The sequence below is a fragment of the Halogeometricum rufum genome (assembly GCF_900112175.1).
Lineage (GTDB): Archaea > Halobacteriota > Halobacteria > Halobacteriales > Haloferacaceae > Halogeometricum > Halogeometricum rufum.
In genome coordinates this window covers 356850-375423 of sequence record NZ_FOYT01000001.1, presented here as the reverse complement: position 1 = coordinate 375423, position 18574 = coordinate 356850, and the positions used below count along the sequence as shown (strand labels likewise).

Below are 18574 nucleotides of genomic sequence, written 5' to 3'. Positions count from 1 at the left end.
GGAAGCGGCGAAAAGGGAAACAGTCGAGCGGGGGCGGTTCAACCGAGGATGAACTTCGCGGCCCGCGACTTCGCGAAGTCGAGTTTCTCGAGGTAGGCGTCGAGGCCGAGGATGCGGCCCGCGCCGAACGTCGCGAGGGTCACGAACAGGACCAGTCCGAACAGGTCACCGTTGACCAGTCCGTGCGCCCAGTCGGCGTTCCCCAGGTAGAAGAACACCATCAGGACGGCCCCGAAGAACGAGGCCAGTCGGACGAGACCGCCGACGATCAGTCCGAGTCCGATGAGGAACTCGCCCGCGGGAATCATGAAGTTCGTGAACGACATCAGCCACGGCATCGACGCGGCCCACGCGAAGAAGCCGTGGATGGGGCTGCCGCCGGTTCCGTGGAGGAGGTAGCCGGTGGCGTCGAACGCTTCGCCCGAGACGAAGCCGAACTTGGTCCATCCGGCGTGCAGGAACCAGTAGCCGGTTATCAGGCGAAGGGCGACCAGCCAGTACCCGGCGAGGGTCCCCTGCAGGTCGAAGTTGAGGAGTTCGTCGTAGGTGCTGCGAGTCGTGGTGGTGGTGGGAGTGCTCATTATCGTACTACCTCTTACATCTGGACAGTCGGAGGAAGAGACGATATAAAGAGGGCGTCGTTCTCAAACCGGTAGAAACGATACGGACGAGGCTCAGAAACCTCGTTCGTTGGAGATGCGCGAGCCGTGCACGACCGACGACCGGTGCGAAAGGGGTTTGGTTCCGACGGATGAGGGTAGCCTATGGACCCACGTATCCGTGAACACGCGCAGGTCGTCGCGGACCACTCCACCGACATCGACGAGGGTGACAACGTCGTCGTCACCGCTCCCGCCGCGGCGGAGGAGTTGGTCGTCGCCCTCCACGAGGAGTGTGCGGAACGCGGGGCGAACCCCGTCTATCTGAACAGCAGTTCCCGCGCCTCCCGCGCGTTCCTCCGGAACCACGACGGCGAGTTCGAGACGCCGGACCACCTCCTCGCGATGTACGAGGAGATGGACGTGTTCGTCGCGGTTCGCGGCGACGTGAACGCCTCGGAGACGGCAGACGTGGACCCGGACACGAACGCCGCCTACCGCCGGGCGATGCAACCCGTCCTGCAGGAACGCCTCTCGAAGGAGTGGTGTCTCACGCAGTTCCCCACGTCGGGCAACGCCCAACTCGCCGGCATGAGCACCGACGGCTACCAGAACTTCGTCTGGGACGCCGTCAACCTCGACTGGGACGAGCAGTACGAGTTCCAACAGCAGATGGTCGAGATTCTCGACGACGCCGACGAGGTGCGCGTCGTCGCCGGCGACGAGACGGACGTGACGATGAGCGTCGCGGGCAACACCACCCTGAACGACAAGGGCGAGAAGAACCTCCCCGGCGGCGAAGTCTTCACCGCGCCCGTGCGCGACAGCGTCGAGGGCGAGGTTCACTTCGACATGCCCCTCTACCGGCAGGGCCGGGAGATATCGGACGTCCGCGTGCGGTTCGAGGACGGCCGCGTCGAGTCCTACAGCGCCGAACGCAACGAGGAAGTGCTGGACGGCGTGTTCGACACCGACGAGGGCGCGCGCTACCTCGGCGAGTTGGGCATCGGGATGAACCGCGCCATCGACCAGTTCACCTACAACATGCTGTTCGACGAGAAGATGGGCGACACCGTCCACATGGCCGTCGGGTCGGCGTACCCCGAGACGGTGGGCGAGGAGAACGAGGTGAACGACAGCGCGGAACACGTGGACATGATTCTGGACATGTCGGAGGACTCCGTCGTCGAGGTTGACGGCGAAGTCGTCCAGCGAGACGGGACGTTCGTGTTCGAAGACGACTTCGAGTAACGAGGCGGACGTTCGCGTGCGTTCGGGTGGGCGAAGCGAGCGACGGGTGGAACTGGCGCGTTCGCGGCCGGAGCGTCGAGTATCTAAGATTGAGAGACGTTCACAACTACCGTGTGATTTATCACGGATGATTGGGGTACCAACAGACGATGCCGAAGGTACTCTGTACCGAGTGCGGTCGAGACGTGGGGATGCACGAGTTGGAGGCGAAGACGACGACTCGGCGGGATGGATTCGACACGCGTTACCGGTGCCCGTACTGTCAAACAGACATCGAAGACGTGGCGAATCGCTTCGTCTGAGGAGGCACGACGTCGACGCCCGTGGGGGGCGTCTGTGGGAACGTCGTCGCCGGGGGGCGACGGTCGTTCGCCGTCGTCGTCACTCGGCGGGTCGTGTTCCGAGAGAAGGGTCGGCCGACTAGTCGTATCGCTCGGCTACTCTTCGATGTCGAGGTCGAACTGCTGGTTCTCCACGACGGCGTTGAGGACGACGCTCGTGTTGGACTCGCGGATGTCCGCGTCCGTCAGCAGTTGCTTTATCTGGTCGTTCATTCCGTCGGTGTCGGTGAACTTGCCGATGGCGATGATGTCGTAGTCGCCCGTCACCTCGTAGACGGAGATCATCTGTTTCTGTTCGCGGAGTCGGTCCGTAATCTCGGGAAGTGCGCTCCCCTCGACCTTGAGTTGGATGACGGCGGTGACGTCGTAGCCGAGGGCGTCGTAGTTCACACGCGGGGTGTACCCCTCGATGACGCCTTCGTCTTCCAGGTCGCGGAGGTGGTTCGAGACTGTCGTGACCGACACGTCGAGTTCCTCTGCGAGGCTTCGAAGACTCGCGCGCCCGTCGCCGAGGAGTGCGTTGATGAGTTTTGCATCGAGGTTTTCGTACGTCATCAAAGCGACCCACTCACTCGGGGCATTAGAATTTTACGAATATCCAGTTCTCCCACAGACAGTCACGAGTTGCACTAAGCGATAACATCTTAATGGTGGCTGTTGTCAGAAACTCCTGTCCAGGAAGATGACGGACGAAAACGCTCACTCTGACGTTGTAGCCGATGGCGGTCTCTCGGCGGAAGCACAGCGCGTCGTCGACGAAATCGAGGAGAAGGAAGTCGACTTCCTCCGCCTCCAGTTCACCGACATTCTCGGCACCGTAAAGAACGTCGCCGTTCCCGCGACGCAGGCCGAGAAGGCATTTACCGAAGGAATCTACTTCGACGGGTCCTCCATCGAGGGCTTCGTGCGCATCCAGGAGTCCGACATGCGCCTCAAGCCCGACCCCGAGACGTTCGCGATTCTCCCGTGGCGCGACGGCCGGTCCGCGCGCCTCATCTGCGACGTGATCAACACCACGACGGGCGAACCGTTCGAGGGCGACCCGCGGTACATCCTGAAGCAGGCCATCGCCCGCGCCGAGGAGATGGGCTACGAGATAAACGCCGCGCCCGAACCCGAGTTCTTCCTGTTCGAGGAGGACGAGGAGGGTCGCGCGACGACGAAGACGAACGACGCCGGCGGCTACTTCGACCTCGCGCCGAAGGACCTCGCCTCCGACGTGCGCCGTGACATCATCTACGGCCTCGAACGGATGGGCTTCGAGATAGAGGCCAGCCACCACGAGGTCGCACAGGGGCAACACGAGATCAACTTCGAGTACGACGACGCCCTCACGACGGCCGACAACGTGGGGACGTTCCGCACCGTCGTCCGCGCCATCGCCGCGCAACACGACCTGCACGCGACGTTCATGCCCAAGCCCATCCCGCGCATCAACGGGTCCGGCATGCACACGCACCTGTCGCTGTTCACCGAGGACGGCGAGAACGCGTTCCACGACGAGGACGACGAGTTCAACCTCTCGGAGACGGCCCACTCGTTCCTCGCGGGCATCCTCGAACACGCCCCGGCGCTCTCGGCCGTGACGAACCCGACGGTGAACTCCTACAAGCGTCTGGTCCCCGGCTACGAAGCGCCCGTCTACGTCGCGTGGTCCGACCGCAACCGCTCGGCCCTCATCCGGAAGCCGGCGGCGCGCGTCCCCGCGGCCAGCCGTATCGAGGCTCGCTTCCCCGACCCGTCCTGCAACCCGTACCTCGCCTTCGCTGCGCTCATCCACGCGGGTCTCGACGGCGTCGAGCAGGACCTCGAAGCGCCCGACCCGGTCCGCGAGAACATCTACGAGTTCGACGAGGAGAAGCGCGAGGAGTACGGCATCACCACGCTCCCGTCGAACCTCGGCGAAGCGGTCGACGCCCTGCAGGAGGACGAAGTCGTGCAGGACGCACTCGGCGAACACGTCTACGAGAAGTTCGTCGAGGCGAAGACGCAGGAGTACGACGAGTTCCGCATCGACGTCTCGCAGTGGGAACTCGACCGGTACCTCGAGAAGTTCTGAGGCGGCCCCGGGCCGCCGTCGGTCGCTCCTCCGCTCTCTCTTCGTCTCCCGTTCTCAATCGAGCAGTGACGACACCGCGGCGGGGAGCGACAGCAACGCGGCGCCGCCGCCGGCCCCCGCGGTGACGAGAGCGACGGACCCGAGCGACAGTTCGACGACGGCGACCATCACGGCCAACGGGAGGGGAACCGCGACGGCGCCGACGACCAGCGACCGGGGAGAGGCGTCGTCGCCGTCGAGGGCGCCGCCGAGGCGCGACCAGACGACTGCGCCGGCGGCGGCCGTCCCGAGTCCGAGGAGCACCTCGCTCTCGATGGGGTTCGTGACGGCGGCGGCAGCGGTGAGGGCACCGCCGCCGAGGAAGCAGGCGACGACGGCGCGGTCAGAGGGGACGGCGGTCCGGCGGAGGCCCGGCCCGGCGGCGAAGACGACGGCGAGGAAGGCAGTCGCGACGGCGACGCCCGCGACCACGTCCGCGAGGTAGTGGACGCCGATGACGACGCGGGAGAGGGCGACGACGAAGACGACGGCGGCGGCGACACCCAGTCGGACGCGGCGGCGGCCCGCGTCGGCGAGGAGGGCGACGCCGCCCCAGAACACCGTCGCGCCGAGGGCGTGACCGCTGGGGAAGCCGTACCCCGACTCGACCGCACCCGGCGGGCGCGGGAGGGCGAACAGTTCCTTCAGGCCGACGGTGAGGCCGACGGCCCCGAGGCCGAGGGCGAGGACGAACGCCGACGACGGCCGCGCGATGCCGAGTCGGTCGCCGACGACGTAGGCGGCGCTCACGGCCAGCAGACAGAGCCACGGGTCGCCGAGGTAGGTGAGCGCGGCGAACAGGGACACGACGGCGTCCGGGAGCGAGTCGGCGACGGCGAGTTCACCGACGCCGCGGGCGGTGACGAGCGTCTGCATCACTGCGGGAGTGGCGAGTGGAGGAACATATAACCGCCGGAGAACGGAGCGTCGTGCGAGCGTGGTCGGGTCGGCGGGTGGGTCGCGCCCGACGGCGACGCGGGTGAAAGCGAGGCCGGCGCGTCAGGACCGCCGGTCGCGGACCCAGTCGACGAGGCGGCCGGGGACGCCGAGGGCGCCCAGTCCGACGCCGAAGACGACGAAGAGGACGTACAGGCCGAGCGTCGAGAGGTACGTGACGAGCATGGCGACGACGGCGAGCAGGTCGTCCTGGATGAGGAAGAACGCCGCGATGGTGACGGCCGTCCCGTAGAGGAGGACGAGGTACGGCCCCCACCCGCGGGCCTTCCCCTGTCGCATCCGACCGCGCACGTAGCGTTTGAGTTCCGACTCCACGTCCGGGCGGTCGACGGTGCGCTCCTGTACGTCCGACTCGAACGCGTCGAGGTCCGCGCGGAGTTCCTCGACGCGGTCTTCGAGTTGCTCGATGTCGGGCGCGCCGCGGGGTTCCACGTCCGTCTCGCCCGCGTCGTCGCTACCGGGTGCGTCGTCCACGCTCATCGTCCGGTCTGTTCGTCGGGCGCGTCTGTGTTGTACCTGCCGGTCTCCCGAGACGCCGTCCCCCGGTCCGTCCACCACTTTCCCAGCGAGGACGGCGTTGACCACCGCGCCCGTGAGCACGAGGATGCCCGAGAAGTAGAACCACGTCACGAGCAGCAGAATCGCCCCGAGAGCGCCCGCGACGGACGCGCCCGCCGTCGCGGTGTAGATACCGAAGACGACGCCGAGAATCGCCCAGCCGACGGCCGCGAACAGCGTCCCCGGGAGCGCCTCCCGCGGAGAGAGGCCGGCTTCGGGCAGGACATAGTAGAACGGGAAGAACGCGACGACGAGGAGGACGAGGAGCAGGACGGGAGAGATAATCTCGGCGAACGGGAGGTCGACGAGGCCGATGACGACGGTGGCGGCGGCGACGCCGAGCGTCCCCGCGCCGAGCGACGCCAGCACGACGATGCCGTCTCTGAGTTGCCCGACGAGCCCGCTCGCCTCCGACCCGTAGATGCGCGAGAAGGCGATGTCGAGGCCGCGGAACAGTTTCAGCGCCCCCCACAGCGTGACGCCGAGACTCACCACCGACAGCGCGCCCTGTCCCGTCGGGTCTTCGAGCGCGCCGCTGACGAGGTCCGACCCCGACGGCAGGAGGTACTGCTGGGCGAGGTCGAGCACGTACGCCCTGAACGCGTCGCCGCCGACGAACGACGCGACGACGAGGGCGAGCGTGAGAAGCGGAACGAGGGAGACGAGCGTGTAGTAGGAGATGCTCGCCGCCAGGAACGTCACCTCGCGCTCCTGGATGGTACTGACCACCGACCGACCCACGGATAACTGATTGCGAATCCGAACGCTCACGTCCCGCCTTCGTCGGAGACGCACAAGAAGATACTTGCCGCTGACAGGTGCTGAAGTCGCCTCTCAGCCGTCGCCGTCGGTGGTCGCCGCGCGCATCTCCGCGATGGTCGCGTCCGTCTTGAACGCCGTCCCCGAGTAGTGCGCCCGCGTCGCCTCGTAGCCCGCCTCGCGGAGTTCGGCGACGAAGTCGTCCATGCTCGTCGCAGAGCGGTTCCAGAGCTTGCACAGTCGGTGCTGGTCGTAGTGCGTGGGTCGGTCGAGTTCGCCCGCGACGGTGTCGAGCATCGACCGGGCGCGCTTGCACTCGCCCATCTCCTCGGTGACGTGCTCGCGGACCGAGCGAGCGAACGCGGGGTCGCAAACGGGGCCGAGGTAGATGGGGCCGGCGACGAGCGTCCGGGAACTCCCGCAGGCCGGGCAGTCGTCCGGCGGGTGCGCGACGAGGCCGAACTCGTGGTCGCGTTCGAGGCAGTCCTCGCAGTGGTAGACGTGGCCCAGTTTCTCGACGAGTTCGTCGGCCTTCGTCGCCCGGCCGTCGAGTTCGAGGTACGTGCGGGCGTAGTGGCGCGTCACGTGCGAGAGGACGGGGACGGCCGCCTTGTCGTAGCGCGCCGCCGTGCGAATCAGCGCCGACAGGAGGACGCGGAGCCCCATCTCGGGGTGGTAGTCGGTGTTCTGCGGGAGCGTGCTGTACTTGCGGATGCCCGACTTCTGGTGTGCGCCGCACAGCGGTGCGGTGTCGGTGGCGGTGACGCAGACCAAATCGCGCGTGTTGGCGAACGCCGCGTCGGCGAACGGGATGGGCGTGCCGAACGGGTCGAGGTCCACGACGTCGAACACCGAGTCGTGCATGAGGGCGTTCGCGTCGCGGTGGACCGCCTCGCCCGACAGGTCGTTGCGCGCGAGGTTCCGGCGGGCGAGTTCGACCGCCTCCTCGTCGAGGTCCGCGCAGGTCACGTCGAACCCCTCGGCCGCGGCGCGGACGCCGCGGATGCCGCTGGCGGCCATCGCGTCCAGATACGACTCCGCGCGGTCGTCTCGCTCCCGGTACGCCCGGAGCGTGGCGACGGTCACGTCGCGGTTGAGTTCCTGCGTCGGGTTGTAGAACACGTCGTCGCCCGACCCCTCCGACGCGCCGTCGCGGGCGCCCGGCACCGACACCTCGACGCCGCCCTCACGTACGTCCATGTTCCGGGAAGCGGTCCCCGCGGCGAAAAGCGATACGATGCGTCCGGCGGGACGGCGAGCGCATCGGTGCCGTTTTGTCCGCCACCGGCCAACTCCGGGGCGTGCGAGAGGTGGGCGACGGTCCCGACGACGGGGACGACGAGGCGGCCGCCGACCCGGAAGCGACGCCCACGGCCGAAGCGTCCGACCCCGGCGAGTCCGGCGCGGAATCCGGGTCCGCCGATACCGATGCCGCAGACGGCGGCGGGGAAGCCGCCGACGCCGACGGTACAGAGGCCGCAGACGCCGGCGCGGAGGCCGCAGACGCCGAGGCCGCCGGCGAATCGGACGCCCCGGACGCCGCCGACGCCGTCACCGACGCCGCGTTCGCCGTGCCCACCGAGACGAAGAGCGACCGGGAGACGGCGTGGCGGCGTGACCTCGCGGCGGCGGGGGAACTGACGCCGGGCGTCGTGGACGCCGTCGCCACCATCCACGGCACCCGCGGGACGCGCGCCATCGAGGCCGTCTCGGAGGGGCGCGTGAAGCGCTACCGAGACTTCACCGTCGTGGTCGGCTACGCCGACGAGTACGTCGTCGAGGACGGCGGCTGTACGTGCAAGGACAGTTCGTACAACCTCGACACCGAGGACGACGACCAGCGCTGCTGGCACGTCCTCGCCGCCGCCGTCGCCGAACGCATCGGCGAACTCGACCACCACGACATGTGGTACTCGGACGTTCGCGAGTTCCTCTGAGCGGCCGCCCGCGTCGCCTCGTTCTGGGCGTGCGCGCGGTTTTTTGTCGCGTCGGGTCGTACTGCGGCGCATGGTCCACGTGTCAGTCCCCGTTCCCCTCCACCGACCGCGACGGCCGACGAGCAGTGCCGTCGGCGTCGCCTACCTCGTCCTCGTCGGCCTCGTCGGACTCGCGTTCGCCCTCCGGTTCCAACCGACGCAGGTGCCCGGCTACCTGTTGCTGGTCGGGTTCGACCTCCTGCAGAACCCGCTCGCTCCCGGGCTGACCGGACTGGCGTTCGACGTCGCGTTCCACGCGTACCTCCTCGTCCTCGCCGCCCTCGTCGCGTCCGTCGTCGGCGAGCCCTGACGACTGACGGCCGAGTCGCCCCCTCCGCAACGTTTTCCCGCCGGGTACACGAACGTCCGAGCGAGATGCCCACTATCGACGAGAAGCGTGTCTACACCGACAATACCGGCACCGAGACGGTGTTCGTCGCCAGCGACGCGGGCGTCGTCGCCGTCTCGGTGTCGGACGACCTCGTGGGCGGGTTCGGCATCGCGCACCGCTGCCGCGCCCGGGACGTCGCCGTCGGCGGGGGGACCCTCGCCGTCGCCGCCGCCGAGGACGTGTTCCGGGCGGACCTGACCGAGACCGACGACGCGGACGACCTGCGGTTCGAGCCGACCGGGTTCGGACCCGCCGCGGCCGTCGGCTTCGACGGCGAGACGCTCCACGCGGGCGACGACGACGGCCGCGTCGCCCGGTTCGAGGGCGGTGGCGGGAGCGACGGCGGCGACGATGCGAACGCGGACGGCGCGGCGTGGACCACCGTGGGCGAGACGGGGGCGGTCCGCGCCGTCGACGGCCCCCTCGTCGCCGCCGCCGACGGCGTCCACCGACTCGACGCGGACGGCCTCACGTCGGTCGGGTTGGACGACGCGCGCGACGTGGCGGGGCGCGACCCCCTCGCCGCGACGGGCACCGGGCTCTACAGGCTCGGGAACGGCTGGATGGACGCGCTGTCGGGAGCGTTCGACGTGGCGAGTGCGGCGGCGGACGGCCGGGCGCACGCCGTCGGCGGCGGCGACCTGTTCGCCCGCGGCGACGGCGGCGAGTGGGCCCCCGAACCCGTCCCCGTCGCCGAGACCGTGGCCGCCGTCGCCTACGGGCCGACGGCGACGTACGCCGTGACCGACGCGGGGACGTTCCTCGTCCGCCTCCCGGAGTCGGAGTGGCGACACCAGATTCTCGGTCTGCAGGGCGTCACCGCCGCGGCGGTCGTCTGACCCGCCGACCCGCGGCTCTCCCGCATCCGACGCGTCTCCGGCGTGACGAGTCCGCGTACAGACGAAAACGGGTTTAACGCGCGACGGAGATTCTCCCATCATGATCGTACCCGGGTCATCCTCGCAGGCGCTCGCCGCCGAGTTGGCGGCGGCGATAGACGAACCGCTCGCGGCGGTCGAGTACGACCGCTTCCCGGACGGCGAGACGTACGCCGCCGTCCCCGACTTCGACGCCGACCGCGCGGTGGTCGTGGCCACGACCGACTCCAACGACGCGTGGGTCGAACTGTTCCAACTGCAGGACGCCGTCCGCGAGGCGGGCGCGACGGAAGTCGTCACCGTCCTGCCCTACATGGGCTACGCCCGGCAGGACGAGGCGTTCGAGGCCGGCGGTCCCGTCTCCGCGCGCGCGATGGCGCGGGCCGCCTCCGCCGGAACCGACCGCGTCGTCCTCGTCAACCCCCACGAGGAGGCCGTCGCCTCGTTCTTCGACGGCCACGTCACCGTCGTCGACGCCGCGGCCCGCCTCGCGGAACCCCTCCCGGACGATTTGAACGACCCGCTGTTCCTGTCGCCGGACGCCGGTGCCGTCGAACTCGCCGAACACGTCTGCGACGCCTACGGCCGCGGCGACACCGACTACTTCGAGAAGGTGCGCCACTCGGGGTCGGAGGTGGAGATAACGCCCAGCGACGCGGACGCCTCCGACCGGGACGTCGTCATCGTCGACGACATCGTCGCCACCGGGTCGACGATGAGCGAGGCCGTCACCCACCTCGACTCGGACGGCGCGCACCGCGTCTTCGCCGCCTGCGTCCACCCGCTCTTGGTCCGCAACGCCCGCACGAAGCTCGAACGCGCCGGCATCGAGCGAATCGTCGGCACCGACACCGTCGAACGCGACGTGAGCGTCGTCAGCGTCGCCCCCGCCGTCGCCGCCGCCGTCGAAACCGTGACGCAGTGAGGCGCGGGCCGAACGAAACGTTTGTATTCGATACCGGTCGTCCACGAGACATGGCACACGAACGCTTCGACTACCCGCGACTGACCAAACTCGGCGTCGGCCTCGGACTCGCCCTGTTCACCGTCGGCGCACTCGGGACGCTCGTCGCCCCCGCCGTCGTCGGTCCGCTTCCGGCGTGGGAGAAGACGCTCTTCTTCGACGCGGAGGCGGCCGGCGTCGTCCTCACGCTCCTGTCGCCGTTCGTCTTCGGCGTCCTCCTGCCGCTGACCGAGTGAGTCAGTCCCTCGACTCGTCGGCCGCCGACACGGAGAGCGAGTCGTAGATGGCGACTTCGTAGCGCGTCACCTGCACGACAACGTCCCATATCTCGAAGACGACGAACCCGCCGTCCCGGCCCGACTGCGGTCCGCTGAACAGGCGGTCCAGCGCACCGGGGTCGATGTAGTCGTGGAGGACGTCCGTGGAGTCGGCGTCGACGTCGACGTCGACCGCTTCGAACGCGCGAAACAGGGCCGCGACCGGACCCTCCTCGGCGTCGATTCGTTCCGTGTGGAGAAGTGAGCCGAACTGATAGAGATACATCGAGGGGGGACCTGCGGTTGGTGTGTACACCAGCGCGAGTGACTACTAAGAAGGTGGGCCACAAAGTATAAATCTGTCCTCGCGGCTGACGACGGCGGCAGTCAGGACACGGACAGCTATACGGCACCTCGTGCGCGACGGTGCGCCAGTGGTTCGATGAGCGAACGGAACACCGAGAACACCCAGGGTCGCTCCGCGGACGGCGACGAGGCGGAGACGCCGTTCGGAGAGCGGTTCGTCGTCGAGGCCGACTGCGCGCGGTGTCCCGAACTCGTCGCGTGTCGGACCGAAATCTCGTGGGGGACCGGCCCGCGGGACGCGTCGGTGATGGTCGTCGGCGAGGCGCCCGGCGCGGGCGACCCGGGGGCCGACCGGTGGCGGGGCGGCAACCACACGGGCGCGGCGTACACGACGCGGCACTCGGGGAGACGCGTCCGCCGCCTCCTGGCCGCGGTGGGGCACCCGGACGCCTACTACACTGTTTGAACTGTGGTTTTCAGGTTACTCAACGGATCTAAGCCCCAATATGACTCCTATACGTAAACTTAATCTTGAGTCGATATAACAATATAAGACATGAGTGGTGAGGCTCATCGTCTTGTTGATTTATTTAGCGGTCTTGGCGGACTATCCCTTGGATTAGAGCAGCCTGATCGATTGAATGGAATAGGAGACCTCAAATATGAGGGGTTAACGACACCTGGGAATGGATTCCGTACAGTATTAGCCGTTGATAATAATGAAGACGCAGCTGCTACTGTAGAGCATCACTTCCCAGACGCAGAGGTGATTAACGAAGATATCACCCAAATTGAGTCGTTCACAGAATGGAGCGATGCCGACGTCGTCGTTGGAGGCCCTCCATGTCAGGGATTTTCAAACCTCAACAGTACAAAGACTGATGAGTTAGATGACGATCGGAACCAGCTCTGGGAAGAGTTTATGCGAACAGTAAATGATATACAACCAGACCTATTCTTAATTGAGAACGTCCCGCGGTTTCTAGACTCAAAAGAAGGATCGGAAGTAGTGGCTCAGGCGGAAGAGATGGGGTACAACACCGTAGTTGACCGACTATGGGCACACAAATATGGGGTACCGCAGCGACGGCATCGAGCATTCATTATTGGGAGTAGGCTAGGGACACCTGTGTTTCCTGCGACGACTTCAGAACCTGTACGGACGGTAAGAGACGCAATTGCTGACTTACCCACGAAACCAAACAACGAGAACTGGCATAATACTCGGAACTTTTCGGAAAAAACTATCAAGAGAATGGAAGCAGTTCCTGAGGGTGGAAACCGATTTGATATTCCCGAAGAATTGCTTCCAGAGTGCTGGAAAGGGTACGAAAGCGGCGGTACGGATCTATTTGGGCGTCTCTGGATGGACGAACCTGCGGTTACGATTCGAACTGGTTTTCATAAGCCGATGAAAGGACGTCACTTGCATCCTTCTGAAAACCGAGCGATAACACTCAGAGAGGGAGCGAGGCTCCAGACAATACCTGATGATTACACCATACAGGGCCGACAACATCAGTGGCGAGTCGCCCAACAGATTGGGAACGCAGTTCCACCGAAGCTGGCTTATCACCTAGGGTGGGCGATTGAAGCACATCTACAGGGATTGGAAGGCGGCCTTCGGGTTGAAGCTGAGGAAGAGGACGATCCATTTGCGTGGCCAGAACGCGTTGCTCAAGATGAGCTGGAAGATCACGTAAAACGCCCAGCTAAGGCGTGATTCTAGGTCAATCTATTCGGTTTCTGCGTGGGGGCAAATTCCATTGAAGTCGCAGGTTTCACATTTCTCTTCATCAGGGTCCGGGAAGAATCGCCGTTGAGCGATCTCATTAACTCTATCCTCTACCAACATCTGAACGCGGTCAAGATCAGTTTCGGACAGATCAACTGGGACGCGTTCTTCGTTGTTTTCACCGAGGGTCCCATCATCTTCTGGGTCGTGGTTTAAATAGTGAATGTATCCCTCTGTCGCATCAGGATTAAAGTCGCTCCTGGTAGCGACACCGTATAGGTGGACTTGGAACGCATTGTCTCGGGCATCAGGGCTGTTATCTTCGGGCCGTTCACTCGTTTTGAAATCAATGATGTCTACTTCTTCGATTTCTTGGGTGTGAGGGTTCTTGTGTTCCAATAGGTCAATTTCGCCTGAGACCAGTGCTGTTGCCCCTTGTTCGTTTTCATCCCCGACCAAGATCTCGAATGGGACTTCTGCACGGTATGCACTTATCATGTCTTCTCGATAGTTCTCTGCGTAGTTGGTAAGCATCTCTTCAGCGGCCTCACGGAGATTTTCATCAATTTGCCCCGATGCATACCGTAGGTGGAATCTGTCGGAGTCTTGGACTCGGTTTCGGATTTCTCCTGGAGAGATGGGAAATTCGTTGTTATCCTCAGTATGTCGCTGATGCATCTCTCGAAGGAGATCGTGCACTGCAAATCCAAAGCCGAATGCTTGGTCAATTGGTGGAGCGAACCCGTAGACTTGACGCAGTTTGTAGTCGTACGGGCACTTCTGATAGTACCGAAGATCACTAAACGAGGTGGGGTAGACGATGTCTCTCCCCGCTTCTTGTAATTCCTGACGTTCTCGTGGCGCAGGGTCTGGGACAGTGTCTGTTAAAACAGAAGGATGATCAAGACTTAGTAATTCGTTGTAGAACTGTGATGGAGAGTAGTTATTCTCGTAGCCTGGATTATCAGATGCACCAGTGATTGTGAGGTATTTTTCAGCACGGGTGAGAGCAACATAGAATAAACGGCGGAGTCCTTCGTTGGTATCTTGGTAGTTCTCGTAATCGAATATGTCTTCATCAATCCACTCCTGACCTCGCATAAATGCCCGAGTTCCTCCTTGATTCTCATTTGCAAATCCGTAGATGAACATTGTAGGAACGAACACCGCGGCGTATTGCTTCCCCTTTGAATTATGGATAGTAGAGAGATCAACTGCATCAACAAGCGTGGGGTCATCGACTTCGGATCGACCATAAAAGTAGGCGTGGTCAAGGAATTGAACTAAGTCAGTAATCTGATCGGGGAAGATGATTTCGTAGACAGATTCGAAGTCTTTGATGAGTTCACTGATGAGACCGAGAGAGTACATCACAGGTTCCTCAAATCCTTCATTCACTCCATCATTATCTTCTGTTTCGTTAGCAATGCCCATTGCTTGGAGGATTTTGTGGAGTTCCTCCTGAGGTTCAATGCGCCTACTCGTGGGATCCGCGTACCATTCTTGGATTTCGTTCAGTTTCTCGACAATGATGTCTTCTCGGTCTCGTAGCGGCCCGGTATTTCGAATGACTCCTCGAAGCCGGCGTTCAGTTATCTCAAATGTCTGGATGTCTCCCTGGTTAACGTTCGACTGTTCACCATCTATTATCTCGAATCCGTTATCTTCTCCTCTAGCAATATATCCGAATGCAAGACGTACAAAGTGAGTGATAGGGTGTGCGAATAGCCCGTTGTCACCCTGAACAGTATAGGGGATGTCTCGGTCTCTCATCGCGTCTTGGAACTCATCCATGAATCGCTTCCGACGGAACAGAATACCAATATCGCCGTAGCGAACCGTGTGTTCGTTACCTCCGGAATCAGTATATACAGTTCCAACTACCTCTTCAATTCGATCCATGATGAAGTCTATTTCACCTTGTTGAGTGTCGAAGTAGTGTTGATAGATATCTCCTACTTGCCCCGGATGATTGGTATTCATCGGCTTTTCAACACGATTATCGTTTTGCTCGATGAATTCCCGCGCGAGTTCCACTATTGGTTCTGTAGACCGGAAGTTTTCAGCTAGAACTTCCTGTTCTGCGTCGTACCGTTCTGTGAAATTAATGAAGCTTGCGGGTTGAGCTCCACGCCAACCATAGATGGATTGATCATCATCTCCGACAACACACAGGTTCTGGTCCTCTCCGGTGAGAAGCTGAACTAATTGTTCCTGTATGTTGTTCACGTCTTGATATTCATCAACGATCAGATACTGGTATTGATCCTGTACTTTCTCTCGTACATCATCGTCCTCAGAAAGCATTTGCACGGCACGATAGATGAGCTCCTGATGATCAAAGAAATGATACTCGTCAAGAATATCTTGATAGGTGTGATAAGCCTCCATGAGATCTTCGGTAGTACTATCCTGAGAAGCATCTGCCTCTCCAACAATCATCTCTCGACGGAGAGTATCGAGATCTTCAGTGAACCATTTCACCTTCCTGTAGGTGTTGTCTGGGTGGGAAGGACTCATTTCGTGAAGTCCTAAGTCAAAGAAGTGGTTGAGAATGAATGCTCGTCGTTCATTCTCTCCCATTATGTCGTAGCTGAGGGTTTCTGTTCGATGATCGTGTAGTAACTGCTGACAGAAGGAATGGATAGTGCCGATGAACATATCGCCGAGACCTTCGTCGTCAAGGCCAGCCTGTTCCATCCAGTAACGAATTCTCACCTTTAGTTCATCTGCGGCATTTTCAGTAAAGGTGAACGCAACGATATTGTCTCGTGGAACCCCATTAGATACCATGTGGGCGATTCTGGCGGAGATTGTGTGGGTCTTGCCAGATCCAGCGCATGCGGCAACTTGGAGAGGGCCGTCTTGGTGTTGGATGACTCGCTGTTGCGGGTCTGTCCAGTCTATGTCTGCTTCAAGGACGTTGGTCACGATAAGTCGGAAAAACCATTAAAATAACATAAATCTATCTTTGAACACCGATGACAAGTTCTAGTGAGGAGGGTGGTGTATTCCCTCTGTGACGGTATACAGATTAGAGTATTCAATATGATTAGTACGTTCTGCGTACTATCCAAAGTCGCTTTACCGATATGAACAGAGTCAGCCGTCTAGTCTCGCTTAGAGTCCCGAGAGGACTCTCACGAACACATCTATCTGAACTCGCGGCTAGTTTTGGAACGGCAACCAAATTATGAAAGTCTCAACTGGAATGCCGACTGGTGTTGGCTCTGCTGGATTGTGCTACTAACACCCGTACTTCCAGTCTATCTAATACATATAAAAATTATAGATGTGATTAATTTCACGAACCGGTGAAGTGCTTCCCGTGCGACGGCGCGGGGTCGAACCGCGAACCGACGGCGGCCGAACGCGCGAACTGCCGGAGCCACCTCGAAACCGAGGTGGCCGAAGTCGACCCCGAGGTGGTGGTCTCGACCGGAAAGCACGCGACGGCGACGATGCTCGCGTTCGACGGCCGGGAACTCGACGGCTTCCTCGACTCGGTGCTGGAACCGGTCGCCCTCGACGCGTTCGACGTGACGCTTCTGCCCCTGCTTCACCCCTCCTATCAGGACGTGTGGCTCTCGCGACTCGGCTACACCGACGCGGAGTACCGCGCGGCGATTCGGGCGCGCCTGCCCTGAGGAGGGGAGCGCGGGGCGGCGCTCACAGCACCAACAGGAACAGCGGGTACGACCCCGCGACGGCGAGCGACGGGGTGATGACCCACAGCGCCGCGATGCGCTTGACCGCGCTCGGGTCGAACAGGCTCTTCCGGTCCAGTTCGGCCGCGTCCGCCGCGCCGATGTCCGGAACCTCGGGGACCTCCTCGTCCGACCGTTCGGGCGGGGCCTCCCCCCGAGCCAAGTCGCCGACGGTGGGACTCGTGGGGACGTCCTCGTCGCGGGAGGTGACGAGTGCGCCCGTCGAGACGTCGAGGTCCCGTTCGCGGTTCTCGGCCGGGGTGGCGATGTCGACGACCGTCGCCGACCGACTCGCGCGTCCCCACCCGAGGCCGATGATGCAGCAGGTGGTGCTGACGGCCAGACTCGCGGGAATCCCGAGCGCCGACAGCACCGTGATGATGGTCCCGCCGACGACGGAGACGACGAGTGCCGCCAGTATCGGGAGTTCGGTGATGTCGTCGCCGACGGTATCGAGCGTCCGGCGCGCGATGGTGAATCCGCCGAGTCCGAAGGCGGCGACGGCCAAGAGGACGCCCTGATCGACGGTCAGTGGACCCTGCGCGCCGACCAGCGGCGCGACGGCGTTCGCCGCGTTCGACGCCCCCGCCGAGAACCCCATGTAACAGGCGATGAAGACGACGACGAGAGAGCCGACGATGTCGCGCGGCGACGCGTCGTCGTTGAACTGCGGTCGGGGGACGGACCCCGAGTTGTCCACCTCGAAGAGGTGCGACTCGAACCGGGTGAAGGCGAACCAGCGGTCGAGATACGGGTAGAGGTACCGACCGATGACCGCGCCGCAGACGAATCCGACCAACGGTGCGACGATCCAGGCCGAGACGATGGTGAACATCAGCGCCTCGTTGAGCGTTCCCGTCGCGAGTCCCAGCCCCACGATGGCCCCGACGGCGGTCATCGACGTCGACGCGGGAACGCCGTAGAGGTTCGAGACGAGCAGCGACAGACCGGTGAAGAAGAGGACGCCGACGCTCGCGACCGGCGAGAACTGAGTCGCCGGGACGATGCTGTTGCTCATGGTGTCGATGACGTTTCGGCCGACGGTCCACGCGCCGAGGAGTGCGAACGTGGTGAACAGCGCCGCGGCCGTCGCCTTTCGGACGAGACGGCTCCCGACGGCGGGACCGAACGCGACGCCCGTCGAGGAACCGCCGATGTTGAATCCGACGAACAGTGCGACGACGATGCCAGCGGTGGCCAGCGCTACCGACATGGAACGGTGGCGGTCGTTTCGACTGCTCCTACAAAGGGGTGTTCCCCCGGCGAGACGGACGGCGCCGACCACGCGGTGACCCGAACCTACTTGCCGAATCCGGCCGACCGCCCGGACGTGAGCGAACCCACCATCTTCGAGCAGATCGTCGCCGGCGACATCCCGGCGCGCGTCGTCTACGAGACGGACACGACCATCGCGTTCCTCGACGCGAACCCCCTCGCTCCGGGGCACACGCTGGTCGTCCCGAAGGAGGCGCACGAACGCCTCCGCGACCTGCCGGACGAGGCGGCCGCCGACCTGTGGGCCGCGGTCGACGAACTCACGCCGCGCGTCGAAGACGCCGTGGACGCGGACGGACTCACCGTCGGCGTCAACGACGGCGCTGCCGCCGGCCAGGAGGTGCCGCACGTCCACGTCCACCTCGTCCCCCGGTTCGACGGCGACGGCGGCGGCCCCATCCACGGCGTCGCCGGCGGTCGCCCCGACCTCTCCGACGGGGAACTGGACGACATCGCGGGACGAATCGAGCGGGACTGACTGGCGGCCACGACACACGGCCGAGGTACGTTCTTCGTCGTGGA

At 63.5% G+C, this 18574-nt stretch carries 18 protein-coding genes and 2 pseudogenes; 12 read left to right on the top strand and 8 right to left on the bottom strand.

Annotation, left to right across the window (positions count from 1 at the left end):
* Positions 1-38: 38 nt before the first annotated feature.
* Positions 39-581, bottom strand: coding sequence for a DoxX family protein (locus BM310_RS01935; protein ID WP_089804095.1), 543 nt, complete (start codon positions 579-581; stop codon positions 39-41).
* Between the two features lie 183 nt (positions 582-764).
* Here BM310_RS01935 and BM310_RS01930 point away from each other — a divergent pair, with 183 nt between their 5' ends.
* Both BM310_RS01930 and BM310_RS21160 read left to right on the top strand, forming a co-directional pair.
* Positions 765-1850, top strand: coding sequence for an aminopeptidase (locus tag BM310_RS01930; protein WP_089804093.1), 1086 nt, complete (start codon positions 765-767; stop codon positions 1848-1850).
* Positions 1851-1999: 149 nt separating this feature from the next.
* Complete coding sequence (locus tag BM310_RS21160; RefSeq protein WP_177232503.1) at positions 2000-2152, top strand: hypothetical protein; 153 nt, start codon at positions 2000-2002, stop codon at positions 2150-2152.
* A 135-nt stretch (positions 2153-2287) separates the two neighbouring features.
* On the opposite strand, the gene lrp is transcribed toward BM310_RS21160, so the two are convergent.
* A complete protein-coding gene (gene lrp, locus BM310_RS01925) occupies positions 2288-2746 on the bottom strand; it encodes an HTH-type transcriptional regulator Lrp (RefSeq protein ID WP_089804091.1) in 459 nt (152 codons plus the stop codon).
* A gap of 127 nt (positions 2747-2873) precedes the next feature.
* On the opposite strand from lrp, the gene glnA reads away from it, so the two are divergent.
* Entirely contained in the window at positions 2874-4250 is a 1377-nt protein-coding gene (gene glnA, locus BM310_RS01920; RefSeq protein ID WP_089804089.1) for a type I glutamate--ammonia ligase, read from the top strand.
* Between the two features lie 54 nt (positions 4251-4304).
* Here the strand turns inward: glnA and BM310_RS01915 are convergent, their stop codons facing one another.
* The 3 genes from BM310_RS01915 to BM310_RS01905 all read right to left on the bottom strand — a co-directional run bounded on the left by BM310_RS01915 (position 4305) and on the right by BM310_RS01905 (position 7763).
* Positions 4305-5165 carry a phosphatase PAP2 family protein gene (locus BM310_RS01915; RefSeq protein ID WP_089804087.1) on the bottom strand — a complete coding sequence of 287 codons (861 nt, stop codon included), beginning with the start codon at positions 5163-5165 and terminating at the stop codon, positions 4305-4307.
* A 123-nt stretch (positions 5166-5288) separates the two neighbouring features.
* On the bottom strand, positions 5289-6575 hold the full coding sequence (locus BM310_RS01910; RefSeq protein ID WP_089804085.1) for a YihY/virulence factor BrkB family protein: 1287 nt from the start codon (positions 6573-6575) through the stop codon (positions 5289-5291).
* A gap of 63 nt (positions 6576-6638) precedes the next feature.
* Positions 6639-7763: a tRNA (guanine(26)-N(2))-dimethyltransferase gene (locus tag BM310_RS01905; protein ID WP_089804083.1), complete on the bottom strand. Its 1125-nt coding sequence runs from the start codon at positions 7761-7763 to the stop codon at positions 6639-6641.
* Positions 7764-8134: 371 nt separating this feature from the next.
* Between BM310_RS01905 and BM310_RS01900 the strand changes: the two genes are divergently transcribed.
* The 5 genes from BM310_RS01900 (at position 8135) to BM310_RS01880 (ending at position 11008) form a co-directional block, all read left to right on the top strand.
* Positions 8135-8500 carry a hypothetical protein gene (locus BM310_RS01900; protein ID WP_089806951.1) on the top strand — a complete coding sequence of 122 codons (366 nt, stop codon included), beginning with the start codon at positions 8135-8137 and terminating at the stop codon, positions 8498-8500.
* Between the two features lie 70 nt (positions 8501-8570).
* Positions 8571-8849 (top strand): hypothetical protein, encoded by a 279-nt coding sequence (locus BM310_RS01895; protein ID WP_089804081.1) that lies wholly within the window; start codon positions 8571-8573, stop codon positions 8847-8849.
* A 65-nt stretch (positions 8850-8914) separates the two neighbouring features.
* The gene (locus BM310_RS01890) at positions 8915-9769 is read left to right on the top strand and encodes an HVO_0234 family beta-propeller protein (protein ID WP_089804079.1); all 855 of its coding nucleotides are present in this window, start codon (positions 8915-8917) and stop codon (positions 9767-9769) included.
* 100 nt (positions 9770-9869) lie between these two features.
* On the top strand, positions 9870-10733 hold the full coding sequence (locus BM310_RS01885; protein ID WP_089804077.1) for a ribose-phosphate diphosphokinase: 864 nt from the start codon (positions 9870-9872) through the stop codon (positions 10731-10733).
* A 50-nt stretch (positions 10734-10783) separates the two neighbouring features.
* Positions 10784-11008 (top strand): DUF7860 family protein, encoded by a 225-nt coding sequence (locus tag BM310_RS01880; protein ID WP_089804075.1) that lies wholly within the window; start codon positions 10784-10786, stop codon positions 11006-11008.
* 1 nt (position 11009) lies between these two features.
* Here BM310_RS01880 and BM310_RS01875 read toward each other — a convergent pair whose 3' ends face one another.
* The gene (locus BM310_RS01875; RefSeq protein ID WP_089804073.1) at positions 11010-11315 is read right to left on the bottom strand and encodes a HalOD1 output domain-containing protein; all 306 of its coding nucleotides are present in this window, start codon (positions 11313-11315) and stop codon (positions 11010-11012) included.
* A 156-nt stretch (positions 11316-11471) separates the two neighbouring features.
* Between BM310_RS01875 and BM310_RS01870 the strand changes: the two are divergent.
* A pseudogene (locus tag BM310_RS01870) lies at positions 11472-11795 on the top strand (uracil-DNA glycosylase); the annotation flags it as partial.
* A 96-nt stretch (positions 11796-11891) separates the two neighbouring features.
* Positions 11892-13058, top strand: coding sequence for a DNA cytosine methyltransferase (locus tag BM310_RS01865; RefSeq protein WP_089804069.1), 1167 nt, complete (start codon positions 11892-11894; stop codon positions 13056-13058).
* Positions 13059-13070: 12 nt separating this feature from the next.
* On the opposite strand, the gene BM310_RS01860 is transcribed toward BM310_RS01865, so the two are convergent.
* Complete coding sequence (locus BM310_RS01860) at positions 13071-16001, bottom strand: ATP-dependent helicase (protein WP_089804067.1); 2931 nt, start codon at positions 15999-16001, stop codon at positions 13071-13073.
* A 383-nt stretch (positions 16002-16384) separates the two neighbouring features.
* Here BM310_RS01860 and BM310_RS01855 point away from each other — a divergent pair.
* A pseudogene (locus BM310_RS01855) lies at positions 16385-16717 on the top strand (uracil-DNA glycosylase family protein); the annotation flags it as partial.
* Positions 16718-16739: 22 nt separating this feature from the next.
* Here BM310_RS01855 and BM310_RS01850 read toward each other — a convergent pair.
* Positions 16740-17990 carry an inorganic phosphate transporter gene (locus BM310_RS01850; protein ID WP_089804065.1) on the bottom strand — a complete coding sequence of 417 codons (1251 nt, stop codon included), beginning with the start codon at positions 17988-17990 and terminating at the stop codon, positions 16740-16742.
* Between the two features lie 117 nt (positions 17991-18107).
* Here BM310_RS01850 and BM310_RS01845 point away from each other — a divergent pair, with 117 nt between their 5' ends.
* The gene (locus tag BM310_RS01845) at positions 18108-18530 is read left to right on the top strand and encodes an HIT family protein (RefSeq protein ID WP_089804063.1); all 423 of its coding nucleotides are present in this window, start codon (positions 18108-18110) and stop codon (positions 18528-18530) included.
* The last annotated feature ends 44 nt before the right edge of the window (positions 18531-18574 follow it).

Coding starts and splice junctions, on each gene's coding strand:
- BM310_RS21160 (WP_177232503.1), top strand. CDS start 2,000: ATGCCGAAGGTACTCTGTACCGAGTGCGGTCGAGACGTGGGGATGCAC.
- BM310_RS01915 (WP_089804087.1), bottom strand. CDS start 5,165: ATGCAGACGCTCGTCACCGCCCGCGGCGTCGGTGAACTCGCCGTCGCC.
- BM310_RS01890 (WP_089804079.1), top strand. CDS start 8,915: ATGCCCACTATCGACGAGAAGCGTGTCTACACCGACAATACCGGCACC.
- BM310_RS01930 (WP_089804093.1), top strand. CDS start 765: ATGGACCCACGTATCCGTGAACACGCGCAGGTCGTCGCGGACCACTCC.
- BM310_RS01875 (WP_089804073.1), bottom strand. CDS start 11,315: ATGTATCTCTATCAGTTCGGCTCACTTCTCCACACGGAACGAATCGAC.
- BM310_RS01880 (WP_089804075.1), top strand. CDS start 10,784: ATGGCACACGAACGCTTCGACTACCCGCGACTGACCAAACTCGGCGTC.
- BM310_RS01885 (WP_089804077.1), top strand. CDS start 9,870: ATGATCGTACCCGGGTCATCCTCGCAGGCGCTCGCCGCCGAGTTGGCG.
- lrp (WP_089804091.1), bottom strand. CDS start 2,746: ATGACGTACGAAAACCTCGATGCAAAACTCATCAACGCACTCCTCGGC.
- BM310_RS01905 (WP_089804083.1), bottom strand. CDS start 7,763: ATGGACGTACGTGAGGGCGGCGTCGAGGTGTCGGTGCCGGGCGCCCGC.
- BM310_RS01935 (WP_089804095.1), bottom strand. CDS start 581: ATGAGCACTCCCACCACCACCACGACTCGCAGCACCTACGACGAACTC.
- glnA (WP_089804089.1), top strand. CDS start 2,874: ATGACGGACGAAAACGCTCACTCTGACGTTGTAGCCGATGGCGGTCTC.
- BM310_RS01850 (WP_089804065.1), bottom strand. CDS start 17,990: ATGTCGGTAGCGCTGGCCACCGCTGGCATCGTCGTCGCACTGTTCGTC.
- BM310_RS01895 (WP_089804081.1), top strand. CDS start 8,571: ATGGTCCACGTGTCAGTCCCCGTTCCCCTCCACCGACCGCGACGGCCG.
- BM310_RS01865 (WP_089804069.1), top strand. CDS start 11,892: ATGAGTGGTGAGGCTCATCGTCTTGTTGATTTATTTAGCGGTCTTGGC.